General features: G+C 48.1%; 19 protein-coding genes. 16 read left to right on the plus strand and 3 right to left on the minus strand.

Annotation, left to right across the window (positions count from 1 at the left end; all coding sequences use genetic code 11):
* Positions 1-173: 173 nt before the first annotated feature.
* Positions 174-1022 (minus strand): YitT family protein, encoded by an 849-nt coding sequence (locus EKM75_RS10055; protein ID WP_125694338.1) that lies wholly within the window; start codon positions 1020-1022, stop codon positions 174-176.
* A 222-nt stretch (positions 1023-1244) separates the two neighbouring features.
* Here EKM75_RS10055 and EKM75_RS10060 point away from each other — a divergent pair, with 222 nt between their 5' ends.
* From EKM75_RS10060 to EKM75_RS10075, 4 genes are read left to right on the plus strand one after another with little or no spacing between them, the layout of a single operon-like run.
* Positions 1245-2441 (plus strand): CCA tRNA nucleotidyltransferase, encoded by a 1197-nt coding sequence (locus tag EKM75_RS10060; RefSeq protein WP_125694253.1) that lies wholly within the window; start codon positions 1245-1247, stop codon positions 2439-2441.
* Between the two features lie 28 nt (positions 2442-2469).
* On the plus strand, positions 2470-4365 hold the full coding sequence (locus EKM75_RS10065) for an ABC-F family ATP-binding cassette domain-containing protein (RefSeq protein ID WP_125694255.1): 1896 nt from the start codon (positions 2470-2472) through the stop codon (positions 4363-4365).
* 11 nt (positions 4366-4376) lie between these two features.
* On the plus strand, positions 4377-5327 hold the full coding sequence (locus EKM75_RS10070) for a thymidylate synthase (protein ID WP_125694257.1): 951 nt from the start codon (positions 4377-4379) through the stop codon (positions 5325-5327).
* Between the two features lie 21 nt (positions 5328-5348).
* The gene (locus EKM75_RS10075) at positions 5349-5843 is read left to right on the plus strand and encodes a dihydrofolate reductase (RefSeq protein WP_125694259.1); all 495 of its coding nucleotides are present in this window, start codon (positions 5349-5351) and stop codon (positions 5841-5843) included.
* 762 nt (positions 5844-6605) lie between these two features.
* Here the strand turns inward: EKM75_RS10075 and trhA are convergent.
* Positions 6606-7247: a PAQR family membrane homeostasis protein TrhA gene (trhA, locus tag EKM75_RS10080; RefSeq protein WP_125694261.1), complete on the minus strand. Its 642-nt coding sequence runs from the start codon at positions 7245-7247 to the stop codon at positions 6606-6608.
* A gap of 153 nt (positions 7248-7400) precedes the next feature.
* Here trhA and EKM75_RS10085 point away from each other — a divergent pair, with 153 nt between their 5' ends.
* The 6 genes from EKM75_RS10085 (at position 7401) to EKM75_RS10110 (ending at position 13314) form a co-directional block, all read left to right on the plus strand.
* Complete coding sequence (locus tag EKM75_RS10085) at positions 7401-8252, plus strand: DegV family protein (protein ID WP_125681291.1); 852 nt, start codon at positions 7401-7403, stop codon at positions 8250-8252.
* A gap of 70 nt (positions 8253-8322) precedes the next feature.
* Positions 8323-9246 carry a GDSL-type esterase/lipase family protein gene (locus tag EKM75_RS10090; protein WP_125694263.1) on the plus strand — a complete coding sequence of 308 codons (924 nt, stop codon included), beginning with the start codon at positions 8323-8325 and terminating at the stop codon, positions 9244-9246.
* 15 nt (positions 9247-9261) lie between these two features.
* Positions 9262-9867, plus strand: coding sequence for a YpmS family protein (locus tag EKM75_RS10095; RefSeq protein ID WP_125694266.1), 606 nt, complete (start codon positions 9262-9264; stop codon positions 9865-9867).
* Positions 9868-9890: 23 nt separating this feature from the next.
* Positions 9891-10112, plus strand: coding sequence for a YozE family protein (locus tag EKM75_RS10100; protein ID WP_125681297.1), 222 nt, complete (start codon positions 9891-9893; stop codon positions 10110-10112).
* Between the two features lie 364 nt (positions 10113-10476).
* Positions 10477-11430 (plus strand): hypothetical protein, encoded by a 954-nt coding sequence (locus tag EKM75_RS10105; RefSeq protein ID WP_125694268.1) that lies wholly within the window; start codon positions 10477-10479, stop codon positions 11428-11430.
* A 1206-nt stretch (positions 11431-12636) separates the two neighbouring features.
* On the plus strand, positions 12637-13314 hold the full coding sequence (locus EKM75_RS10110; RefSeq protein WP_125694270.1) for a hypothetical protein: 678 nt from the start codon (positions 12637-12639) through the stop codon (positions 13312-13314).
* A gap of 392 nt (positions 13315-13706) precedes the next feature.
* Here the strand turns inward: EKM75_RS10110 and EKM75_RS10115 are convergent, their stop codons facing one another.
* Entirely contained in the window at positions 13707-14306 is a 600-nt protein-coding gene (locus tag EKM75_RS10115; protein WP_125694272.1) for a hypothetical protein, read from the minus strand.
* Positions 14307-14953: 647 nt separating this feature from the next.
* Between EKM75_RS10115 and ylqF the strand changes: the two genes are divergently transcribed.
* From ylqF to hslV, 6 genes are all read left to right on the plus strand, one after another.
* A complete protein-coding gene (ylqF, locus tag EKM75_RS10120; RefSeq protein WP_125694274.1) occupies positions 14954-15817 on the plus strand; it encodes a ribosome biogenesis GTPase YlqF in 864 nt (287 codons plus the stop codon).
* Positions 15810-16595, plus strand: coding sequence for a ribonuclease HII (locus EKM75_RS10125; protein ID WP_125694276.1), 786 nt, complete (start codon positions 15810-15812; stop codon positions 16593-16595). The genes ylqF and EKM75_RS10125 overlap by 8 nt, the downstream gene beginning before the upstream one ends.
* 28 nt (positions 16596-16623) lie before the next feature.
* Positions 16624-17505: a DNA-processing protein DprA gene (gene dprA / locus EKM75_RS10130; RefSeq protein WP_125694278.1), complete on the plus strand. Its 882-nt coding sequence runs from the start codon at positions 16624-16626 to the stop codon at positions 17503-17505.
* Between the two features lie 146 nt (positions 17506-17651).
* Positions 17652-19763 (plus strand): type I DNA topoisomerase, encoded by a 2112-nt coding sequence (gene topA, locus EKM75_RS10135; RefSeq protein ID WP_125694281.1) that lies wholly within the window; start codon positions 17652-17654, stop codon positions 19761-19763.
* A 184-nt stretch (positions 19764-19947) separates the two neighbouring features.
* Complete coding sequence (xerC, locus tag EKM75_RS10140) at positions 19948-20883, plus strand: tyrosine recombinase XerC (protein WP_125694283.1); 936 nt, start codon at positions 19948-19950, stop codon at positions 20881-20883.
* A gap of 16 nt (positions 20884-20899) precedes the next feature.
* Positions 20900-21442, plus strand: a complete 543-nt coding sequence (gene hslV / locus EKM75_RS10145) for an HslVU peptidase proteolytic subunit (RefSeq protein ID WP_125681321.1) — start codon at positions 20900-20902, stop codon at positions 21440-21442.
* Positions 21443-21459 lie beyond the last annotated feature (17 nt).

Below are 21459 nucleotides of genomic sequence, written 5' to 3' on the forward strand. Positions count from 1 at the left end.
GGGGCAGTGTGCCCCTTTTATTATACAAAAAATTGGTGTTGATAGATTTCTCTATCAACACCAAATATCATAGAACCTTCTTTTTTAATTGAGTCGTCACACAATAATTACTTTAACCTATGGTTTGACAAAAAAAGGCAACCGCCAAACCCGCGGTTGCCAAAAACAAGTCACTAACGTTTAAATTTACCCAGGAAACCAGTCTTCGGTACCTCAAATGAGAAGCCTTCACCTAACGCTTCATTCACATTAATTACCGAAATGAATGCCCGGGGATCGGTTCGCTGAATGATTTGGCGTAACCGATACAGTTCACTGGGTGCCACGACAACGTAGATCATCTTTCTTGGCTGGTGGGAAAAACCACCTTCGCCGCTGACTAGACTCACGCCCCGTTGCAGTTCATCCATGATACTGTCCGTGATTTCTTGATAGTGATCCGACACCACAATGATTCCGCGAGCAGCGTAGGCGCCTTCCTGCGTAAAGTTAACCAACCGGGAGTACACGTAGGAATAGATCAGCGTGTAGGCCATCTGCTGAATGTTGACGTAGACCAATGAAACCAGCAGGACCACGACATCCAGCCACAGCAACGTCTTGCCCATTGGCACCCCCCGGAAACGTTCGAAGATGCGAGCAACGATATCCGTTCCACCGGTCGTTCCACCATACCGGTAGAGGAGTCCGGAACCGAAGCCCCCAATTAACCCAGATGCCAGCGAGGCCAGCAAGAGGTCACCATGTAAGTCAATGGCAAATGGCACTCGTTGCCAGATCCACAACGAAATTGATAACATGAATGTTCCATAAATCGTGTAAATCGCCGATTGCCGCCCCAAGAACCGCCAGCCAATCAAGACGAGGGGGGCGTTAATTAGAAAAGTGGTGTATGCCGGGTCAATTTTGAACAGGGCCCGCAGAATCAAAGTGATCCCGGAGATTCCACCATCGGCCAAATGGTTGGCAATGTTGAAGAATACCAACGCAAACCCCAGCATGGCACAACCAATCCCTATCATTAATAAATCAACTGCACGGATCGATTCATCCTGTACTTGTGTCAACCGCCGTCACTCCCAACATCTAAATTTCTCAACTCATTCATCATAGCACACCGCTCTAGAAAACAGCGGACAAAACTCACGTCGTCTCAGCGAGTTTGAATTCAATTATGCCAGCGAATCTGTTAGACTGGCATATAGAGCAGTCATACAGAAATAACTGGTAGAAGGGTGAGCGAATTGAAGCTAGAACAATTACCACAGGAGTTTGAACTGGCCCGACCAGTTTTACAGACCATCGAGCAGGCCGGCTATGAGGCTTATTTCGTCGGTGGGAGCGTGCGGGATACCATCTTGGGTAAAGACATTCACGACGTAGACATCGCCACCAGCGCTTATCCTAACGAGATTAAAGGCCTTTTCAAACGGACGGTCGACACGGGTATCGAACACGGAACCGTTATGATTCTGGACCACGGTACCGGCTATGAGACGACGACCTTTCGTTCCGAGTCGACTTATACCGATTTCCGTCGACCAGACCAAGTCACGTTTGTCCGGTCACTGGAAGAGGACCTCAAGCGCCGCGATTTCACCATTAACGCCCTGGCCATGAAGGAAGATGGGGCAGTCATTGATCTTTTTGATGGACTGACCGATCTCCAGGAACACCGAATTCGCGCCGTTGGCGACCCGCAGGAACGGTTTCACGAAGACGCTCTACGCATGATGCGGGCGGTCCGTTTCGCCAGCCAACTGGACTTCACCATTGAAGGGCCGACTAAGCAGGCCATTACGGACCACGCGGCCCTACTCGAAAAAATTGCCGTTGAACGCACGCAAGTCGAATTGCTCAAGATGTTGCAGGGTAAGAAGCCACAACGCGGACTGCAAGATATGTTAGACACCGGTCTCTGGCAGTATTGCCCAGATTTTGCTTCCCACGAGGTAGCCTTGACCGAACTGGCCCAACGACTCCATCAGGGGGCCACGTCTAACGAAGCCGCTTGGACGCTACTGGCGACCCAGTTTAAGCTGGACACCACTGCCATTGGTAGCTTCTTGAAACACTGGAAGACGGCCAATCAAACGATCACGGCCGTTCAGACAGCCACCAGAACCGCTGAATTATTATTGCAGGGGGACCTGACTGCTTGGCAACTGTACCAATGCGGTGCAACCTTAACGCCGGTTGCCAATGAAGTCGCCGTTACCCTAGGAGCACCCGATCGCAGCACCCAGCTGGCCCACGACCTCGCTGCCTTACCGATTCAAACGAAGAAGGAACTCGCCATTTCTGGTGGGGATTTGATGAAGGCCGGCGTTAAACCAGGCCCACAACTTGGGGCCATTTTAGGTGACCTGGAATACCGGGTCGTCATGGGCGAATTGCCCAACGAAAATGCAGCGCTGGTTGCTAACAGCACCGCCGATTAAGAATCTGATATAAGAGAGTGAGAAACTTATGCAAACTTTACGCGCGGAAAACTTACACCGAACTTACGGTGAAAAAACGCTATTTGATAATCTGAATTTTATCATCAATGAACACGACCGCATTGGCCTGATTGGGGTCAACGGTAGTGGGAAGACCTCGCTGCTCAACACCTTAGCGGGTATCAGCAACGAACAATCAGGAGAGATCAACACCCCCAAGGATTACACCATTGGTTACCTGACCCAAAAGCCCGACCTCGACGAAAATATGACCGTGATGGACGCCGTTTTCTCTGGTGACCAGAAGGTCTTCGTGACGATTCGGCGTTATGAGGCCGCTTTGGCTGCATACGGCGAACATCCTGAGGACGACCAGGCTCAGAAACGTTACCTGGACGCCGAAGCTCAGATGAACGAGGAGGAAGCCTGGACCGCTGAAAGTGATGTCAAAACCATTTTGACACAGCTGAAGATCACAGACCTTTCTCAAGAGATCAAGACCATGTCCGGGGGCCAAATCAAACGGGTCGGCCTGGCACAAGTCTTGATTCAATCACCCGACCTCCTGTTGCTGGATGAACCTACCAACCACTTGGATTTTGATTCCATTGCTTGGTTGCAACAGTACCTGGCCAGCTATAAGGGCGCCTTACTGGTTGTTACTCATGATCGGTACTTCCTGGATCAGATTGCCAACCAAATTTGGGAACTGGATTTTGGGAAGCTTTATCAGTACCCCGGTAACTACCAAGCCTACGTTCAGGAAAAAGCCGAACGAGTCTCTCAAGAAGCCGATGCTGATCAGAAACAACAACAACTCTACAAAAAAGAATTAGCCTGGATGAAGGCTGGTGCCAAGGCCCGTTCTACCAAACAACAGGCCCGCATCAACCGGTTCAATGACCTAGCTAGCAACGTTGGCACGCGCCAGGTTCAAAGTAACGTGTCCATTTCCTTAGGCCAACAACGCTTAGGGAAAAAGGTCATCGAGCTTAAGGACGCTAATTTGAAGTTGGGCGACCACACCATTCTCAAGGACTTCAACGACCTGATCCAGGGTGGTGAACGAATCGGGATCAGTGGGGACAACGGGGCCGGAAAATCCAGTCTGCTCAACGTCATTGCCCAACGGTTACCATTGGACTCCGGTATCATTACGGTAGGGGAAACCGTCAAAATGGCGTACTACACGCAACAGATCGAACCCATTCCCGAAGATAAGCGAATGATCAGTTATCTCTCCGAGGTCGGGCAGACCGTCACGGATAATCAAGGAAACGCCGTCAGTGTGGCCGAACTTTTGGAACAATTCCTGTTCCCTCGGTTCATGCACGGAACCTTGATTCGTAAGCTTTCCGGTGGTGAGAAACGCCGGTTGTACCTACTAAAACTGCTGATGGAACAACCAAACGTTCTTCTGTTGGACGAACCGACCAACGACCTCGACATTGGGACGTTGACCGTGTTGGAAGACTACATTTCTCAATTTGCCGGTACCGTTATTACGGTTTCTCATGACCGGTATTTCCTGGACAAAGTGGCCGACCGACTCCTCATCTTCACCGGCGATGGCAACATCGAACGTTACTCCGGTCGTTTCAGTAGTTATCTGGATGACGCTTTGAAACAAAAGAAGCACGCCGATGATAAGCCCAAGGAAAAGGCCCCCGCTAAACCAGCAGCTCAACCCGATGAACCCAAGAAAAAGGTCAAATTGACCTACGCGGAACAGAAGGAGTGGGAAGGTATCGAAGGTGAAATCGATGGCTTAGAGGACCAGAAGTCTCAAGTCCAAGAAGCGATGAACGCCAACGGTGCCAACTACGATAAACTGGCCGATTTGCAGGCGCAGCTTGATGATCTCGACAAACAGTTGGATGACAAGATGGCTCGGTGGGAATACCTGAGCGAATACGCAGAATAGGAGTGACGGGTGTGTTAGAAGATGCTTACTTGGATCTGGCCAAAAAGGTTTTAACTGAGGGTCACCAGAAGTCTGACCGAACGGGCACCGGAACGGTGAGTTTGTTCGGTTATCAAATGCGTTTTAACTTGCAGGAGGGCTTCCCCCTGTTAACGACGAAAAAGGTACCATTCGGCTTGATTAAGTCCGAACTACTCTGGTTTCTGAAGGGCGACACGAATATTCGTTTTCTCCTACAACACCATAATCACATCTGGGACGAGTGGGCTTTCCAACGCTACGTTGATAGTCCCGACTACCATGGGCCGGATATGACCGACTTTGGCCGTCGTTCCTTAGTAGATACCGATTTCAAACAACAGTATCAGGCCGAAAAGAAGGCCTTCGACGACAAAATTCTAAATGACCAAGCCTTTGGCGACCACTACGGTGACCTCGGACTCGTCTACGGCAGTCAGTGGCGTGCTTGGCAGGGTAAGAATGGGGAAACCATTGATCAAATCGCCAACGTGATCGACACCCTGCGGACCCATCCAGATTCTCGGCGAATGATCGTATCTGCCTGGAATCCAGCCGACGTCCCATCAATGGCGCTGCCACCTTGTCACACGTTATTCCAATTCTACGTAAATGATGGTAAATTGAGCTGTCAGCTCTATCAACGTAGTGGGGACATCTTCCTAGGGGTCCCATTCAATATCGCCAGCTACGCCCTCTTAACGTCCTTGATTGCTAAGGAGGTTGGCTTGGAGGTCGGCGACTTTGTTCATACGCTAGGGGACGCCCACATCTACAGCAATCACATCGAACAAGTTAAGACCCAGTTAGCGCGGACACCACACGAGGCACCCAAGTTGTGGTTGAATCCTGAAAAATCTAGCATTTTTGATTATGAAATGGCCGATATCAAGGTTGAAGGGTATGATCCAGAACCCGCCATCAAGGCCCCAGTGGCCGTCTAACCAGCTAAGGAGGACTGTACGATGTTAATTTTCCTATGGGCAGAGAGCCAGGGCCACGTGATTGGCCACCGGGGCGAGCTGCCATGGCACTTGCCCGCAGACATGCACTTCTTCAAAACGGTCACGACCGGTAACACGATTGTGGCCGGCGCCCGGACGTTTGCTAGCTTTCCCAGTGCGTTACCCAACCGGACCAATGTCGTGGTAACCCACCACGATGCCAGCGAGTTTCCAGCCGGCGTGGTCGTATTGAACTCACTGGATGCTGTCCGCGATTACGCCCGCGAACGCCCCGAAGAAAAAATTTTCGTAGTGGGTGGGGCGCAAATCTTTGCCGGCCTCATGGACGACGTCGATTTGCTCTACAGAACGACGATCGATGCCGGGTTTGACGGGGACACCTGGATGCCCACCATTGATTACAGCCGCTTCCAGCGAATCAACCGACAACCGGGTATCCGTAACGAAAAGAATCCTTACGATTACACGTTTGAACAATTCCAACGTATCCAATAAATAATTTGTGGCCGGCGAAATTTCTTTCGCTGGCCACTTTTTCATACTGGTGTTTTGTTGCCGCCTCCGGTTGCCGGACGTGGTGGCCGCTGTGGGGACCGCCTACGGCCTGAGAAACGGTCCTTCGGCTCGACTTGAAGCCCCGCTAAAATCGGCGGGGCTCCAAGCTCGTCCCGTGAGATAAGTTCGGTGCCCCACCGAACTTATCTCACCACCACTGCAACCACTACGCCCGGCAACCTGCGGCTACATATAAGCTTAAGTGTAAGTAGTATATTTCAACTTATTTAACGGTATCTGTTCAAGCAATTCAAAATATTACGAACGTGTTTGCACGCCTGTTAATCTGTACGTAAACGCACACTATCTCAAAAAAAAAAGGAGCATGAAGTTCCCAAATTTCAGGAATCATTCGTGCTCCAAAATACAAATTTAAAATTCGTTAAGCCCTAGTCATCATTAGCTAACAACTATCATCGTGCATGTCACTGAGACCTTGCCAGCTACTCTCAAAATCTACGCTTCACTGCAATAATCCACAATTTCAGCGAAGGTGGGCAGGGGTGGAGCCAGCTGTGAAAATGGCGTTAACTAGCGCTTCTTGCTAGTTTAGGCCATGGGCGTATTTGAAGACACGGCATTTTCGCGGCTTTAAATCGAGCGAGAAGCCCGTATTTTGGCTGAAGCGTCCCCACAGCAGGCGCCGCCCCTGGCTGCCGAAGCGGCCATTCTAGCACATCTATCGCTTTTGAACCTAAGTAATTAAGCGTAGAACAGAATTGAGAAATACATCAGACCAGTCCCCAGCATCACAAACAGATGCCAGATAACATGGCCAAACGGCACACCCTTAAAGCTGTACAACACTGCCCCCACGGTGAATGACACTCCACCGAAGAATAGGAGGGCAAATCCAACCGGTCCCAGACCCACGTACAACGGTTTGATGCCCATCAGACACATCCAGCCCATCACCACGTAGATGACGGTGGAAACCTTTTGAAACCGGTTCAGCCAGATGGCCTTGTAGACGATCCCAATAATAGCCATGGCCCAGATGATACCGAACATGGTCCAGCCCAGCGCACCGCCAACCACCAGTAGACTGTACGGCGTATAGGTTCCAGCAATCAGTAAGTAAATCGCGCAGTGATCAAATATTTGAAAGACGTGACTCGCGCGGGTAAAGTACAAACTATGGAAAAGGGTTGAAGCGAGGTAAAATAGCACCAGAATGGCTCCGTAGATGGCGAAGGTCGTCATCCGGAGGGCGCCACCCTTACCGTGAGCCTGTAACAGTAGAATGACTAATCCGGCAATGCTTAAGGCAGCACCAATCCCGTGAGTGGCGGCGTTCAAAACTTCATTTACAATCTGGTAGGTGCGGCTACGTTCTTTTGTCAAACCAAATCCTCCTTATACGGTGCATAACATTCATTGGTGTTCGTAAACAACTTACTGAAAAAATCGACCAACTCTGCTATACTATTACCGTATGTTTCATTACGCATATTGTAGCATAAACCAAAATCTCTGGTCAGAAAGAGTGGGATACCCATGGCTAAAATTAAAATTGTTACGGACTCTTCTGCTGGTCTTACCGATCAACAGATTCAAGACTATAACATTACCATCATCCCGTTAACGGTCATGATCGATGATACGATTTACGTTGAACGGGAATCCATTACGAATAAAGAATTTATCGAAAAGATGAAGACGTCTAAGACGTTACCAAAGACGAGTCAACCGCCACTGGGTAAATTTGTTGAAACCTTTGATAAATTAGGGGAAGATGGCAGTAGCGTTATCTGCTTTACTATGTTGGCTGCCATCAGTGGCACGGTCCACACCGCCGAACAAGCCGCCCAATTGTCCAAGACGGATGTCACAGTCGTCGACAGTCAGTATACCGATCAGGCGCTGGCGTTCCAAGTCGTTGAGGCTGCCAAGTTAGCCGCTGAGGGTGGCGACAAGCAGGCCATCTTAGACCGCGCCGTTGCCGTTCGCGACCACACCAAGCTCTTCATGGGTGTCGTTACATTGGAAAACATCTTAAAGGGTGGTCGGCTTAGCCGGGCCGCTGGCATGTTGACCTCCTTGCTCAACATTAAAATTGTCTTACAAGTTACCGGTGGGGAATTGAAGATTCGGGCCAAGGGTCGCGGTATGAAGACCATTGACCGGTACTTCGATAAAGTTTACGAGCAGATCAAGCAGACGCCAGACATCGTGGCCATTGGGATTTCTCACGTAGAAGCCTTTGATGCCATCGACAAGATTCAGGGTCACTTACACGAAATCTTGCCTGACAAAGATGTCCTGGTACGAGAGACCGTTCCGATCATCGCCACCCATGGTGGTCCGGGTGCCTTTGCTTTGATGTACTACACGGATCCTACCAAATAAATTCAATAGACTAGTAAGAAAAGGGGTGGCGATGCCACCGCTTTTTCTTTTTCCTGAGGGGGATAAACTGATGAAGCTTAAAAATTTCAGTAAGATTATTGGGGTAACCTTACTCCTGGTGATGATTGTTCTGGCCGCCTTAACGTACTGGCATCCCGGAGCCCGCACCACTAGCTCCGGTACGCACCCAGCTGTCCGTCACCGTTCAACCGTTCGGGTCGTTGCGCTAGGTGACTCCCTGACGCAAGGCGTCGGTGATACCACTGACAATCAAGGGTATTCCGGTCGGTTGAAAACCATGATCCACAAAAAGGATAAGGTCAAAGTCGTCATGCACAATTACGGCAAGTCTGGCGACCGGTCTGATCAAATCGAAAAACGGTTAGTCGACAGTCGGCAGCAACAACGCCAAGTCCGGCGGGCCCAAGCCATCGTCATGACAGTTGGGGGCAATGATTTACTCCAGACCCTGACCAAAAACGTGACCATTAACCAACAGTCCCGATTGAACACGCAACTGACGACCGCTGAAAAGTCTTATGAAACTAAGTTAAAGAGTCTGTTGTCCACCGTCCGGAAGTACAATCCGAACGCGCCAATCTACCTCTACAGCATCTATAATCCCATCTACGTGTACTTTGCCAACCTAGACCAGATTACGGACGCTGTGGACGATTGGAACGCCGTGACGACCCAGACCGGACGGGACTTCTCGCACCTGTACATGGTTGACATTAGTCGGGCCATGTCCGTTGGTCAGTTCAAATCAGCCACGCAACAGGCTAAATTAAAGCGCCAGTCGCAACAGGCCAATGATGGCAAACTGTCGGCCAAGAGCTTCCAGGAACAGATCCTGGCCAGCAGTAGTAGCGACGAACTCAATGATTACCTTTCATCGGCCGACCATTTTCACCCAAACGCGAAGGGGTATGACCTGATGACCGCCGCTGCCTTCAAGCAAATGCAGGCGCATCAACAATGGCTAAATAAGTAAGGAGGAATCGGCTTCATGCAACGACATTCGCAGACTAAAACACCCACCCGAAATTGGTGGAAGTGGGGCTTCATCGCCCTGGTGGCCGTCATCCTCGTCACCTTCATAACGATGGGCGTCAAAGCACTCGGTCCCGCCAACGTGCCCGCCACGGCGAAAGCGCCGGCGACGGAAACGACCAATATCAACGTGACGCTCAATAAGAAACAAGTCAACGCGTTGGCTGACTACTATGTAAATAAGTCACTTAAAAATGAACCCCTTAAATATCGGTTCCAGGTGAGTGACCACGCGATGTTGACCGGATCCACCAAGGTTTTGGGCGCCAATGTCAACTTTGTTTTACTCTTCAAGCCAACCGTGTTATCCTCAGGAGACGTCCGATTAAAGGCCCAGAAGCTATCAATTGGCTCGTTGCCAGTTCCAGTCAGCTTCGTGATGAGCTACATCGCGAAGAACTATCCACTGCCTAAGTGGGTGGCGATGAACGTGAAGGAACAGACGATGACCTTGCACTTGACGGCCATTGGCAACGGCAAGAAGCTGTCTTACGCCGCTAAAAAAATCGATATGACCGGTGCCGGGAAGTTCGTCTTCCAGACCCGCATTCCGAAAAACTAACGTCCTAATAAAGGAGGATCGTCATGCCTAAAAGTTTTTATCAGTTTTTGATGACGGAACGGAACCCCGAGAGCTACGATCCCGTGGCAACGTTCGCCAACAACGCATTTCTAGACAGTTCGTTTCCCAAACAAGAAACGGAATTTGATCCTCTGTCAAAGTATCTTGAAGAAAACGCGCCGTACCTACCTTCGATGACCATCTTTGATGATGCTTGGCAAATGTACTTAGCCGCTTTAGCCTAGCGAGGTTGTATCAGAATAGGAATTAAAGAAGTCCGCATTGGCGGGCTTTTTTCCTTTGGGGTAATTTGGGCTGCAGCAGTGCGAGTTAAGTCGGCTTGACCAGGCTCGTTTAAGCCACCGGTGCCTATATTGACTTTTCCAGAGCGCTTGATTAATATTAGCCATATACAGTACTGGTATTAACAATATTTATACGATACAGAAAAGCATTTGAACTTTTCTCAGGACATCTGCTTTTGACAGATTTGAAAGGCCGAATTGATGTTGAAGGGACTGGTGTTACTTGAAATGACAGCCCCCACCTAGCGACACCAAGCCGGCTAAAATTGAAGTTATTATGAATAGGAAACGGAGGATTTCACTGATGAAGGTTAACAAATTGATTGTCTCAGCGCTGACGATTCTAAGCGTATCCACTATGGGACTCGCAACAGTTGCGTCCAATGCGGATACGGCGTTGGCAAAGACTAAGGCAGCCAAAATCGTTAAAACGACTACATATAAAGCCAAGCACAAGGTTCACGTTACCAAGGGAAATCTGTACTCTACGGCTAAGCTCACGAAGGTTTCTCACAAGGCTAAGAACTATAAACGGACGACATTCTACCGCATCAAGAAGGCCAAAGTTGTTAAAAGTAATAAGAAAAAAGCTGTATACAATTACGTTAAATCAACGAATGGCAAGACTAAAGGGTGGATTTGGCACAGCTATGTGAAGAATGGCAAGGCTCCAAAGGCTAAGGCGAAGAGTTTGAAAACAAAACGTAATGCTCAAGGTCTGAAGAAAGGGACAGCAAATAAAACTGCCATTAATAAACTTATGCCTGATGGTTACACCCTCACTAAGAGTAAAAAGATTCCAGGAACCAATATCAAGTTAAAGTCCAGCAAAGTCTATACTGCTGATGAAGATCTCTATATGATTGCTAAAAATGGACATCGAGTTTATCTCAAACCAGATAAACCAGGAAAGACAACTTACCGACAATATGCGACGGAAGTTATTCCTGGGTTAAAGGATCCTAAGACCAAGTTCACCAATAATACTGGCCATTGGATCATGTATAGTGTTAGCGGCAATGGGATTAAGGAAACGGATAGCCATGGAGATAAAGATGGTTGGAGTGATAATGGACGAATTGCTGCGCCTATTAAAGGTTATAAGTATTTCAGTGATCTGTATGATCCAATTGCTGGGCATTTTCCTGAGATTGGATGGGCCATTAATAGTACAGGAACAAATGCGACTCTGTATAATTGGGATAAAAAAATCTTAATTAATACTCCATCCGTGAATAAAGATAATTTGTCGTATTAAGTTAAGTTAAAAAAGGAGCCTAAAATTAGGCTTCTTTTTTATTTGTTATGAATAATTTCTCACCCACATCAATGTGAGAAATATAAGTAAAGGAAGCTCTTATCATGACTAACGAGAAATACTTACGTCTACATCATACAACTTTTGGCAGTTATCCCAAATTCTATCAATAATTCTGAGTGTTGGAAGCTACTTTATATTTCTGGAATGGATTAAACGAAACTGCTGCTAGTCCACATAAAGGATTTAAACATTTTAATGAATTAGAACCTGAATTGCAAGATAAGTTTGATGGTATTTGGAAAAGTTGCTTCTCAACCTTATTTGTGATTAATACAAACGATATAAAATAAAGTAACTGAATGTATGTCAGAACCAAGTTTTCACATATATTTAGCTACTTTTATACCTAGCTCTTTTTCACGAAGAGGTGAAGCTTGATGGACAAGTAAGGGCTAAATTTGATACAAATTTAGTATTAAGCTTTCAGTTGCCGCACAATCTAGAAGTAAGAAATTAATAGGCGAGATGACAGCAAATAGGTTGTCATCTCACTTATTTGCGGTGTCAGTTAATTTACAAAATTGCTGCATACTAAAAGTCATCTACGACCATTTAAAGTTAATCTGATTGCCGGGTATCAAACTTACGAAAATCACTGTTTCTTAGAAGACATGGCATAGTTAATCGTTGTCTAACGATAATCTACAGCTTCAATATCTTTAAAAATGCTTTCGACTACTTCATTCCGCTCCGTAAGAAATTCTTTTGCCCTTGAAAGGTTTTAAAATACCTTATCTTCTAATTTAGAAGGAAAATAATACCTAATTATTGTATAATATATTTTATAATCCATTATTTCAGATAGTTGGTAGAACGATTTGAATGAATATCTAAAGAATACATACTTTCTAAATTATTGTCAGTACTAACTGGTGCAACTTGCTTACGTGTCTACCAATTAATCTAATTAAATAATTTTTGAGGAGAGTTCTAATTATGAAACCTTATGTAAAACGCATGGTACGGGCAGCTCTATTAGGAACCGCCATTTTATCGTTGTCAGCTTGAGGAAATCAGGACCTAATCAAGTTAACGAGAAGACGGTTTCCTTTATCAAGGATGCGCAATCACCTAATCAGCGAATTTGGTTCATGGCTAATTCCGAACATTCAGACACCTACGACCTCAGTAAGGATACGCATATTGAACCAGATTCTAGTGACTAAGAATGGCAAGGCAACTGTCTACAATACGCCAATCTATACGTTTCTGATGCGAGATATTGATGGGAAGTCTGATAAAAAAATAATTTCGATGGCCAAAGCTGAGGATAAGAAATACTACCACGAAACCATCCAAAAATCTAAGGACGATTTGCAGGAAAGAATTGATAGTGATAAGGGTATTCTGAAGAATAACACTTTTACTGCCAATGCTGATGAACGAAAGGATAAACAAAGATTAGAGTCAGATATCCAACACATGCTGGCTTTTCAGGCTAAATTTCCCGTTGCTAAGTATGAAAAGCCAACTGCAAAACCGCTCCGTGCATCCGTCGTAACCGATAATTCAGGAAATAATGTCGTTCAAGAGAATATCGTTCACCAGCGGATTAAGCTGGATGACAAAGTTTGGAATTATAAATTCAAAGAGCATGGTTTACCGTTTAGCTATCCTGAAAACATTAAGTTAACTATGAGCAATGGTTTTAGCCAAACGTACGATTCACCCGTCAAAATTTTGAGTTCAATGTATGTTGGCTACACGAATGAAACGAATAATCAGCCCAACATCTACTTAACCACTAAAACAACTAATAAAGATACCAAGTCCGTGTTTGATTCATTAAAGACTAAAAAAGTGACTGAAGCTAAGGACTAAAACTCGGAAAAGCCATGCCCCTAAACTACATCTATGATGACACTGACAGTGATAATGGTCATCGAGATATTCTTCTCGACCCAGCGTACAACGTTATCAAAACAGGGACGTGGTATGATACTGAAAACCAGGTAGTCTTTAACGCATCAATTCTTGTACCAAGTAACATCACGGTCACGCCTACACCAAAAGCCACTTAACTTGATTGTTGAGCGGTTTTTTGACGTTTGTTAAACGACCAAAAGCACCACTATCTGAAATAGAAAATAAAGGTATATAGAGCTGCGACAATATAAAGGAACCCCCTCGAGTTGGATTTACGCCAATTCGAGGGGGTCCCTTCAACTAACAATCATGGTGTTCTTGATCATTGTGATAGCTTAGTGATTTAATTAATCCTTGGTTCCCAGGTTATGCCATCTCTTATTCGAGTACTTGTACGCGGTGATCTTATTGGATGACACAACGTCCCATTCGTGTTTAGTGGGGATAACATGACTGCCGTATTTGAAGATGACTTGCTTCTTTTGCGTTGGCTTGAAGTAGGAAGCAGTACTATGGGTCTTCTTGTCGTAATTCGTGTTGAACTTCTTCATACCATTGTAAGCTTCAATCCGATAGCCATGAAACTTCTTGTAGCGAGGGTGCTTACCTTTTTGATACCAATTTGAGCCAAACTTTGTGACTGAATAGATAGCATTAGGCGAGGACCTATACTTTCCAGAGGTCAAAATCCAATCATAGTTACTGAACGTGTGTGCAAGTTTATAATGCGCCCCGGGCAAAATTTTGTGGGTAGCAAGAACCCGGTCACCCTTGTAGGCCGGATAACCAGGCTTGATTTTACTGACGGTAATCGGCTTGCGAATAGTTACCCAATGGTTGGTTGTCCAGTATTGACTGAACTTTGCGGCAGCCGGACTGGGAATGGCTAAAAATAGGCTGGCCGAGAGGGTGACAGCCGCTAAAGTGAAACCTTTATGTAAATTCATCAGAATCGCTCCTTCATGTGTTACAACGCTAATCATCTCGTGGTCAGCGTTCATAGAGTTAGCTTACTATTTTGTGAACTGTTAGTAAATAGGGTTTGTAACCATATCTGGTAAATTGTTTCGTCTTATAATATTTTCTAAATAAAAATAAGTTAAATATTTATAACACAAAGAAAAAAGTGAATCGCAACATCAGCGACTGCTCACATTCAGGTAAGAAAAATTCAGTGTATCCGCAAAAAAACAAAAATAAGACTATTCCCACGGCTAATAACAACAAATAGCGCCACTATCTGAAACGAAGAATAAATGGTAAAATAGACTAGTTACTCAGATTCTCTGTTATCTTTTTGTATACCAACAACCGAAACGGTTAAAAATTAGCCGTATTGAGCGGCGCAAAATGAAAAATAGAACTGTCTTCTCAAATTCAGCTAACTATGAATTGAAGAACAAGCTTGTTAACCTGGTTACATGCAGCTTAATTCGTTTACAAGAGGGGACAGTAAAAGCGATTCGTAAATTTTTAAGAGAAATTGCGACCGCAAACGACTGGAATATGCCCGAAATAGAATGGACATATGGCAATTTTGACTATTTTAAGAACACCAAGGCGTCAAGCCCTTGGTATCAAAGGAGAAAAACTTATGAGCATTATCCAATGGTTCCCTGGTCATATGGCCAAGGCCATCCGTCAAATGGAGGAGAACGTCCACCTCGTAGACATCGTGTTCGAACTGGTCGACGCTCGGATTCCCGCTTCCTCACGTAATCCCGAGGTAGCCCGCATTGCACGGGACAAGCCCCATCTGATCATCATGACCAAGAAGGACCTTGCCGATCCACAACAAACTGCCGCTTGGCAACGTTACTACCATTCCCAAGACCAACCCGTCATCGCCATCGATTCTCGGGCCAACGTAACCCCCAAGCAGATCACCAAGATTGCGGCCAACATTTTGGCCGACAAGCTCGCTTCCGAAAAGGAAAAAGGCCTGAAGGAACGCCCAATGCGGGCCATGACTGTTGGAGTTCCTAACGTTGGGAAATCCACGTTACTGAACCACCTGGTCAATCACAAAGCTGCCCAAGTAGGCGATACTCCTGGGGTAACCAAGTCCCAACAGTGGCTCCGTTCCAACAAACACTTGGAACTGCTCGACACCCCCGGTATCCTTTGGCCTAAGTTCAAGGACCAAGAGACCGCCCAAAAACTAGCCTTAACCGGTGCCATCAAGGAAAAGCTCTACGAAAAAGATGACGTGGCGCTCTTTGCTCTCAACTTCTTCCGGAACTACCATCAACCAGCGTTGATCGAACGATACCACTTGGCCGACGCCGACTTAGAGTTGAGCGATGTCGACCTACTGATGAAGATTACGGAAAAGGTCGGCATGCGTGACGACTACCTGCGGGCTAGCGACCGGTTGATTCTGGACGCCCGCCACAAGAAGCTGGGTGGCTTCACCCTGGACCGGGCACCCGAGGTAGGTGACACCCCTAATGACTAAGCAACCCAGCCTCAGCAGTTTAAAGCAAGAGCTCGCGGACGTCACTAGCCTAACTGACCCCCGTTTAGTCTCATTAACGGCTGATTCACGGAAAGGTGCGCAATCACTCCTGAATCAGATCAAACGTCGTGTCGCAAAGGCTGAGGCGGCTGAGCTGGCATTTCAGGAGCGGCTACACTACGAACGACCACTGTGGGCAGCCAATCAACTTGTGGCTGGCATCGATGAAGTCGGACGGGGGCCGTTAGCCGGTCCCGTGGTGACGAGTGCCGTCATCTTGCCGCAGGACTTCGACATCCCTTTGGTCAACGACTCCAAGCAGCTGACTCCTAAGGAACGCGAGCGCCTATACCCGCTGATTCTGGACCAGGCGACCGCCGTCAGCATTGGTATCGGGAGTTCCCAACTGATTGATCAAATCAACATCTATCAGGCGACTCGAGTTGCCATGCAGCTCGCCGTATTGGGCCTCGGCGTGCCTCCACAGCATCTCATCGTGGACGCCATGCAGATTCCCGTCGACCTTCCGCAAACGCGGTTGATCAAGGGAGACGCCAAGAGCGCTAGCGTAGCGGCCGCCAGCATCGTAGCCAAGGTCTACCGAGACCATCTCATGGACACCTATGACGTACTCTATCCCGGCTATGGCTTTACTAAGAATGCCGGTTACGGAACGGCGGAACACCTACAGGGTCTGGTTGACCGGGGCGTTACCCCGATTCACCGCCGAACTTTTTCACCGGTTCAAAAAATTATTGCTAACGAATCACGGAGTTAATCCTTAAAAGGGATAGGAGGTTGCAGCCATGCAACTGACACTTCGTGATTTTTTCATGCGTTTACCACTGATCCAAGGAATCGGCCCCCGCACAGCCCTAGCTTGCTGGCGGTGGGTGGAACAGCACCCTGAATTAACCGACATTGGTCCCACTGAGCTTGCCAGCATGCTTCAAGATTTAATGCTAACCGCTCAGCGTACCCAGCAGCTTAAAACCAATCTATTCACCGCTGAACTCAACCGGCAGGTAACTGAAAACCTGGAGCATACGGGCTGCCTGACCATCGTAGATGCGGCGTATCCCATCCAGCTTAAAGAAACGTTCAATCCACCAGTTGCCTTGTATTTCCTCGGGGACGTCCGTTTCTTGCAGGGACTACAGTTAGCCGTCGTCGGTTCCCGGCAACCCACGCCGTATGCCTTACGTGCCATGAGACTATTGCTGCCCCCAGTAGTGGAGCGCGGGCTCTGCCTAGTCTCGGGTCTGGCCCAGGGGGTTGATACCTTAGCGCATCAGGTGGCCTTAGCTCACCGGGGACCTACCATCGCCGTAATTGGCACCGGTCTCGATAAATGCTACCCGGCCGCCAACCGCGACCTCATGGACTTGTTGATTCGCGACCACCTGGTGCTATCCGAGTATCCCTGGGGGACCGCGGGTGCCCGTCACCATTTTCCCGAACGCAACCGCATCATTGCTGGACTAGCCCAGAGCGTGCTAGTGATCGAAGCGGCCCACCATTCAGGCAGTCTAATCACGGCCAACATTGGGCTTCAGGAGAACCGCAACGTCCTCGCCGTTCCAGGGGCCGTCGACAGTCCCAATTCAGTGGGAACCAATGAACTAATTTTAGCGGGCGCGAAACCAATCTTGAATCCCGAACATATAATAGAAGAATTTTTTAGTTGACAAGCGCCCCCGACTTGAAATATCATGTGTGGGATTACTAGTGAAAAAATTAGCGAACTTTTAGTTCGACTTAGAACCAAATCGATACGGTCACTGAATCCCGGTAGAACGGGATTTACACCTATCATTCGAGGGAGTAATGTGTTTTGCCGACGAAAACAAAAACCAAAACAACGACAAAGAAACGGCGCAAGCCGCAAAAAAAATTAGTCATCGTGGAATCTCCAGCGAAGGCCAAGACAATTGAAAAGTATTTAGGGCGGACCTACAAGGTCATGCCTAGTCTGGGGCATGTGCGGGACTTGCCTAAGAGTTCGATGGGGGTCGATACTGAAAATGACTACGATCCGCACTACATCTCCATTCGTGGTAAGGGCGATGTGATCAAGGGCTTACGGTCCGAGGCCAAAAAGGCCAAAGCCGTCTACCTCGCATCTGACCCTGACCGTGAAGGGGAGTCCATTGCCTGGCACTTAGCCCACGTCCTAAACCTGGACGTGAAAGACAAGAACAGGGTCACGTTTAACGAAATTACCAAGGACGCCGTCAAGGAAGCCTTCAAGACGCCCCGGACCATTGACATGGACCTAGTGAACGCCCAACAGGCACGGCGGATTCTAGACCGTTTAGTGGGATATTCCATCTCACCATTACTTTGGAAAAAGGTCAAGAAGGGGCTAAGTGCCGGTCGGGTTCAATCGATTGCGCTGTCCCTGATCATTCAACGGGAAAAGGAAATCAAAGCCTTCATCCCCGAAGAATACTGGACCATCGACGCAGACTTCAAGAAGGCCCGGCACACGTTTGGTGCCAGCTTCTACGGCCTGAACGGTAAAAAGGCTGGCCTGAAAGATAACGCCGCCGTCCAAGACATCCTGAACAAACTCGATAAAAAGGGTGACTTTGACATCACCAACGTGGTTCGTAAGGAACGGAAACGTTCACCCCAACCACCATTCACCACAAGTTCTATGCAACAGGATGCTAACCGTAAGTTAAACTTCAGAACACGGAAGACCATGATGGCTGCGCAACAGCTTTACGAAGGGATCAACCTGGGCAAGGAAGGTACGCAGGGGCTAATCACCTATATGCGGACCGACTCCACTCGGATCTCTAGCATTGCCAAGCACGAAGCCTCTACGTTCATTCACGAAAAATATGGGGCCGAATACGCTGCAACGAAGCCCATCAAGGGAAAGCTGCCTGAAGGGGCCCAAGATGCCCATGAAGCCATTCGACCAACCTCTGTTTTCCGAACCCCAGCTAGCCTGAAGGAACGGTTGAACAAGGACCAATTCCGGCTCTACCAACTTATTTGGAACCGGTTCGTGGCCAGTCAAATGACGAACGCCATCATGGATACCATGGCTGTGACGCTGGAACAGAACGGCGTTACTTTCCGGTCCAACGGGTCCAAGATGAAGTTCGAAGGGTTCTTGAAAATCTACAAGGACGGTAAGGAAAAGGATAACCTGTTGCCCGACCTTGAGATTGGTGACGTGGTCAAGTTAGCCAAGACTGATCCAGCCCAACACTTTACCCAGCCACCTGCACGGTATTCCGAAGCCAACCTGATCAAGGCGTTGGAAGAAAACGGTGTGGGCCGGCCATCGACCTACGCCCCAACGCTGGACACGATTCAACGCCGCTACTACGTTAAGTTAGTCGGCCGGCGCTTTGAACCGACTGAATTAGGTGAAATCGTTGATGGCATCATCAACGACTACTTCCCAGACGTGGTCAACGTTGATTTCACTGCCAACTTGGAACACGAGTTAGATGGGATTGAAGAAGGGAAACAGGACTGGGTCAAGGTCATTGATAGCTTCTATCAACCATTCTCAACGGAAGTCGCCCACGCGGAAGACGCCATTGAAAAGATTCAGATCCGTGACGAACCCGCCGGCTTTGACTGTGACATCTGTGGCGCACCAATGGTCATCAAGATGGGCCGCTACGGTAAGTTCTACGCCTGCTCACGCTTCCCCGATTGCCGGAACACGAAGCCAATCGTGAAGGAAATCGGTGTGACCTGTCCCGTTTGTCATAAGGGTGAGGTCATCGAGCGGAAGTCCAAGAAGAACCGGATCTTCTACGGTTGTTCACGCTATCCCGACTGTGACTTCGTCTCATGGGACAAGCCAATCGGTCGTGACTGCCCTAAGGACGGCCACTACTTGGTTGCCAAGAAGATTCGTGGCGGTAGCCAAATCGTTTGTCCTAACGGGGACTACGAAGAAGCACCCCAAAAGTAAAAAGTTATTAACGACAGGTTTGTCAGTCATGCTCGCGCAGTAACGCAGTGACCGATGAACCTGTTTTATTGTATGGGTACCGGTCATTTTTAAACGGGCACCGGTCCAGAAAAAAACTGGTTGATGAGTTAGTTGTGTTTTTTTAAGCCATTTGCTAGCATTAACAAGTACAGGAGGTGTTCACGTGGACCAAACAGTCACAGACTTTCTCACGTATCTGCAAGGTGAGCGACAGTATTCTCCGGAAACCGTGAAGGCCTACCGCGAGGATCTGGAAGAATTTCACCAGTTTCTCGAAGACAACGGGGGCGTCAAGCCGTGGTCGGCAATCGACCAGTTGGATGTTGAGGTTTACCTCAGCAACCTCTATGATCACCACTACGCACGGACAACGATTTCCCGAAAGCTGTCCACGTTGCGATCACTTTACAATTTCCTGATGAGCAACGGGCAAGCAACCGACGATCCCTTTGCCTACATTCAGTTGAAACACCACCAGAACCACTTACCCCGTTTCTTCTACGAACGGGAAATGACGGCCTTGTTTGCCGCGGCGGTTGCCAATCCGAATGAACAATTGGCAACCCGGGATTCAGCGGTGCTAGAAGTGCTTTACGGCACCGGCATCCGGGTCAGTGAATGTGTCAACCTGACGCTGCCCGACGTGGATTTTGATAACCGCATGATGTTGATTCACGGGAAAGGGAATAAGGAACGCTACGTGCCGTTCGGTCATTACGCCGGCGACGCCCTGGAACGCTACTTTACAGCGGCCAGGACACCCCTGATGGCCACGCATCAACAGACACACGCCTTTGTCTTCATCAACTCACGGGGCGGTCAGCTGACGACAGCCGGGGTGACTTATTTGCTCAACCAGATCATCAAACGCAGTAGTCTGACGACGGATATTCATCCGCATATGTTGCGGCACACATTTGCCACGCACCTCTTGAACCGGGGGGCAGATCTCCGGTCAGTCCAGGAATTGCTGGGGCACAGCAGCCTGTCCACGACGCAGATTTACACCCACGTAACGCGGGAACACTTACAGCGGGATTACCGTCAGTTTTTTCCACGCGCAACCGAAGATAAGTCACATCAAAAGAAACCATCCTAAGGAGATCGATGAAACTATGCCAGTAAAATTTGAAGCCACGACCATCTGTGCTGTTCGGCACAACGGCCACAACGCCATGGCAGGTGACGGGCAAGTCACCATGGGAGAAAAGGTCATCATGAAGGGGACCGCGCACAAGATTCGCCGCATCTACAACAATCAAGTCGTTGTTGGATTTGCCGGTAGTGTCGCCGATGCCTTCAACCTTGAAGAAAAATTCGAAGGCCAATTAAATGAATACAGTGGGAACCTGCAACGAGCTGCCGTTGAACTCGCCAAGCAATGGCGGTCCGACCAAGCACTCCAAAAGCTTGAAGCCTTACTGATTGTTATGGACAAGGACGAAATGTTGCTCGTTTCCGGCTCCGGTGAAGTCATCGCTCCAGACGACGACATCCTGGCCATCGGTTCTGGTGGTAACTTTGCCTTGGCAGCAGCCACGGCCTTACACCACCACGCTACCGACATGAGCGCCAAGGAGATTGCCGAAACGGCCATCCACATTGCTGGGGGCATCGACATCTTTACCAACGAAAACGTTATTTCTGAAGAACTTTAATTATTGAACGGAGGAAT

The sequence above is a fragment of the Levilactobacillus tongjiangensis genome (assembly GCF_003946345.1).
Taxonomy (GTDB): Bacteria; Bacillota; Bacilli; order Lactobacillales; family Lactobacillaceae; genus Levilactobacillus; species Levilactobacillus tongjiangensis.

What these genes read in the sequence shown, in the direction of transcription:
- EKM75_RS10055 (WP_125694338.1), bottom strand. Translation starts at nt 1,022, where the DNA reads ATGATAGGGATTGGTTGTGCCATGCTGGGGTTTGCGTTGGTATTCTTC.
- EKM75_RS10065 (WP_125694255.1), top strand. Translation starts at nt 2,470, where the DNA reads ATGCAAACTTTACGCGCGGAAAACTTACACCGAACTTACGGTGAAAAA.
- EKM75_RS10075 (WP_125694259.1), top strand. Translation starts at nt 5,349, where the DNA reads ATGTTAATTTTCCTATGGGCAGAGAGCCAGGGCCACGTGATTGGCCAC.
- EKM75_RS10085 (WP_125681291.1), top strand. Translation starts at nt 7,401, where the DNA reads ATGGCTAAAATTAAAATTGTTACGGACTCTTCTGCTGGTCTTACCGAT.
- EKM75_RS10090 (WP_125694263.1), top strand. Translation starts at nt 8,323, where the DNA reads ATGAAGCTTAAAAATTTCAGTAAGATTATTGGGGTAACCTTACTCCTG.
- EKM75_RS10095 (WP_125694266.1), top strand. Translation starts at nt 9,262, where the DNA reads ATGCAACGACATTCGCAGACTAAAACACCCACCCGAAATTGGTGGAAG.
- EKM75_RS10100 (WP_125681297.1), top strand. Translation starts at nt 9,891, where the DNA reads ATGCCTAAAAGTTTTTATCAGTTTTTGATGACGGAACGGAACCCCGAG.
- EKM75_RS10105 (WP_125694268.1), top strand. Translation starts at nt 10,477, where the DNA reads ATGAAGGTTAACAAATTGATTGTCTCAGCGCTGACGATTCTAAGCGTA.
- EKM75_RS10115 (WP_125694272.1), bottom strand. Translation starts at nt 14,306, where the DNA reads ATGAATTTACATAAAGGTTTCACTTTAGCGGCTGTCACCCTCTCGGCC.
- ylqF (WP_125694274.1), top strand. Translation starts at nt 14,954, where the DNA reads ATGAGCATTATCCAATGGTTCCCTGGTCATATGGCCAAGGCCATCCGT.
- EKM75_RS10125 (WP_125694276.1), top strand. Translation starts at nt 15,810, where the DNA reads ATGACTAAGCAACCCAGCCTCAGCAGTTTAAAGCAAGAGCTCGCGGAC.
- dprA (WP_125694278.1), top strand. Translation starts at nt 16,624, where the DNA reads ATGCAACTGACACTTCGTGATTTTTTCATGCGTTTACCACTGATCCAA.
- hslV (WP_125681321.1), top strand. Translation starts at nt 20,900, where the DNA reads ATGCCAGTAAAATTTGAAGCCACGACCATCTGTGCTGTTCGGCACAAC.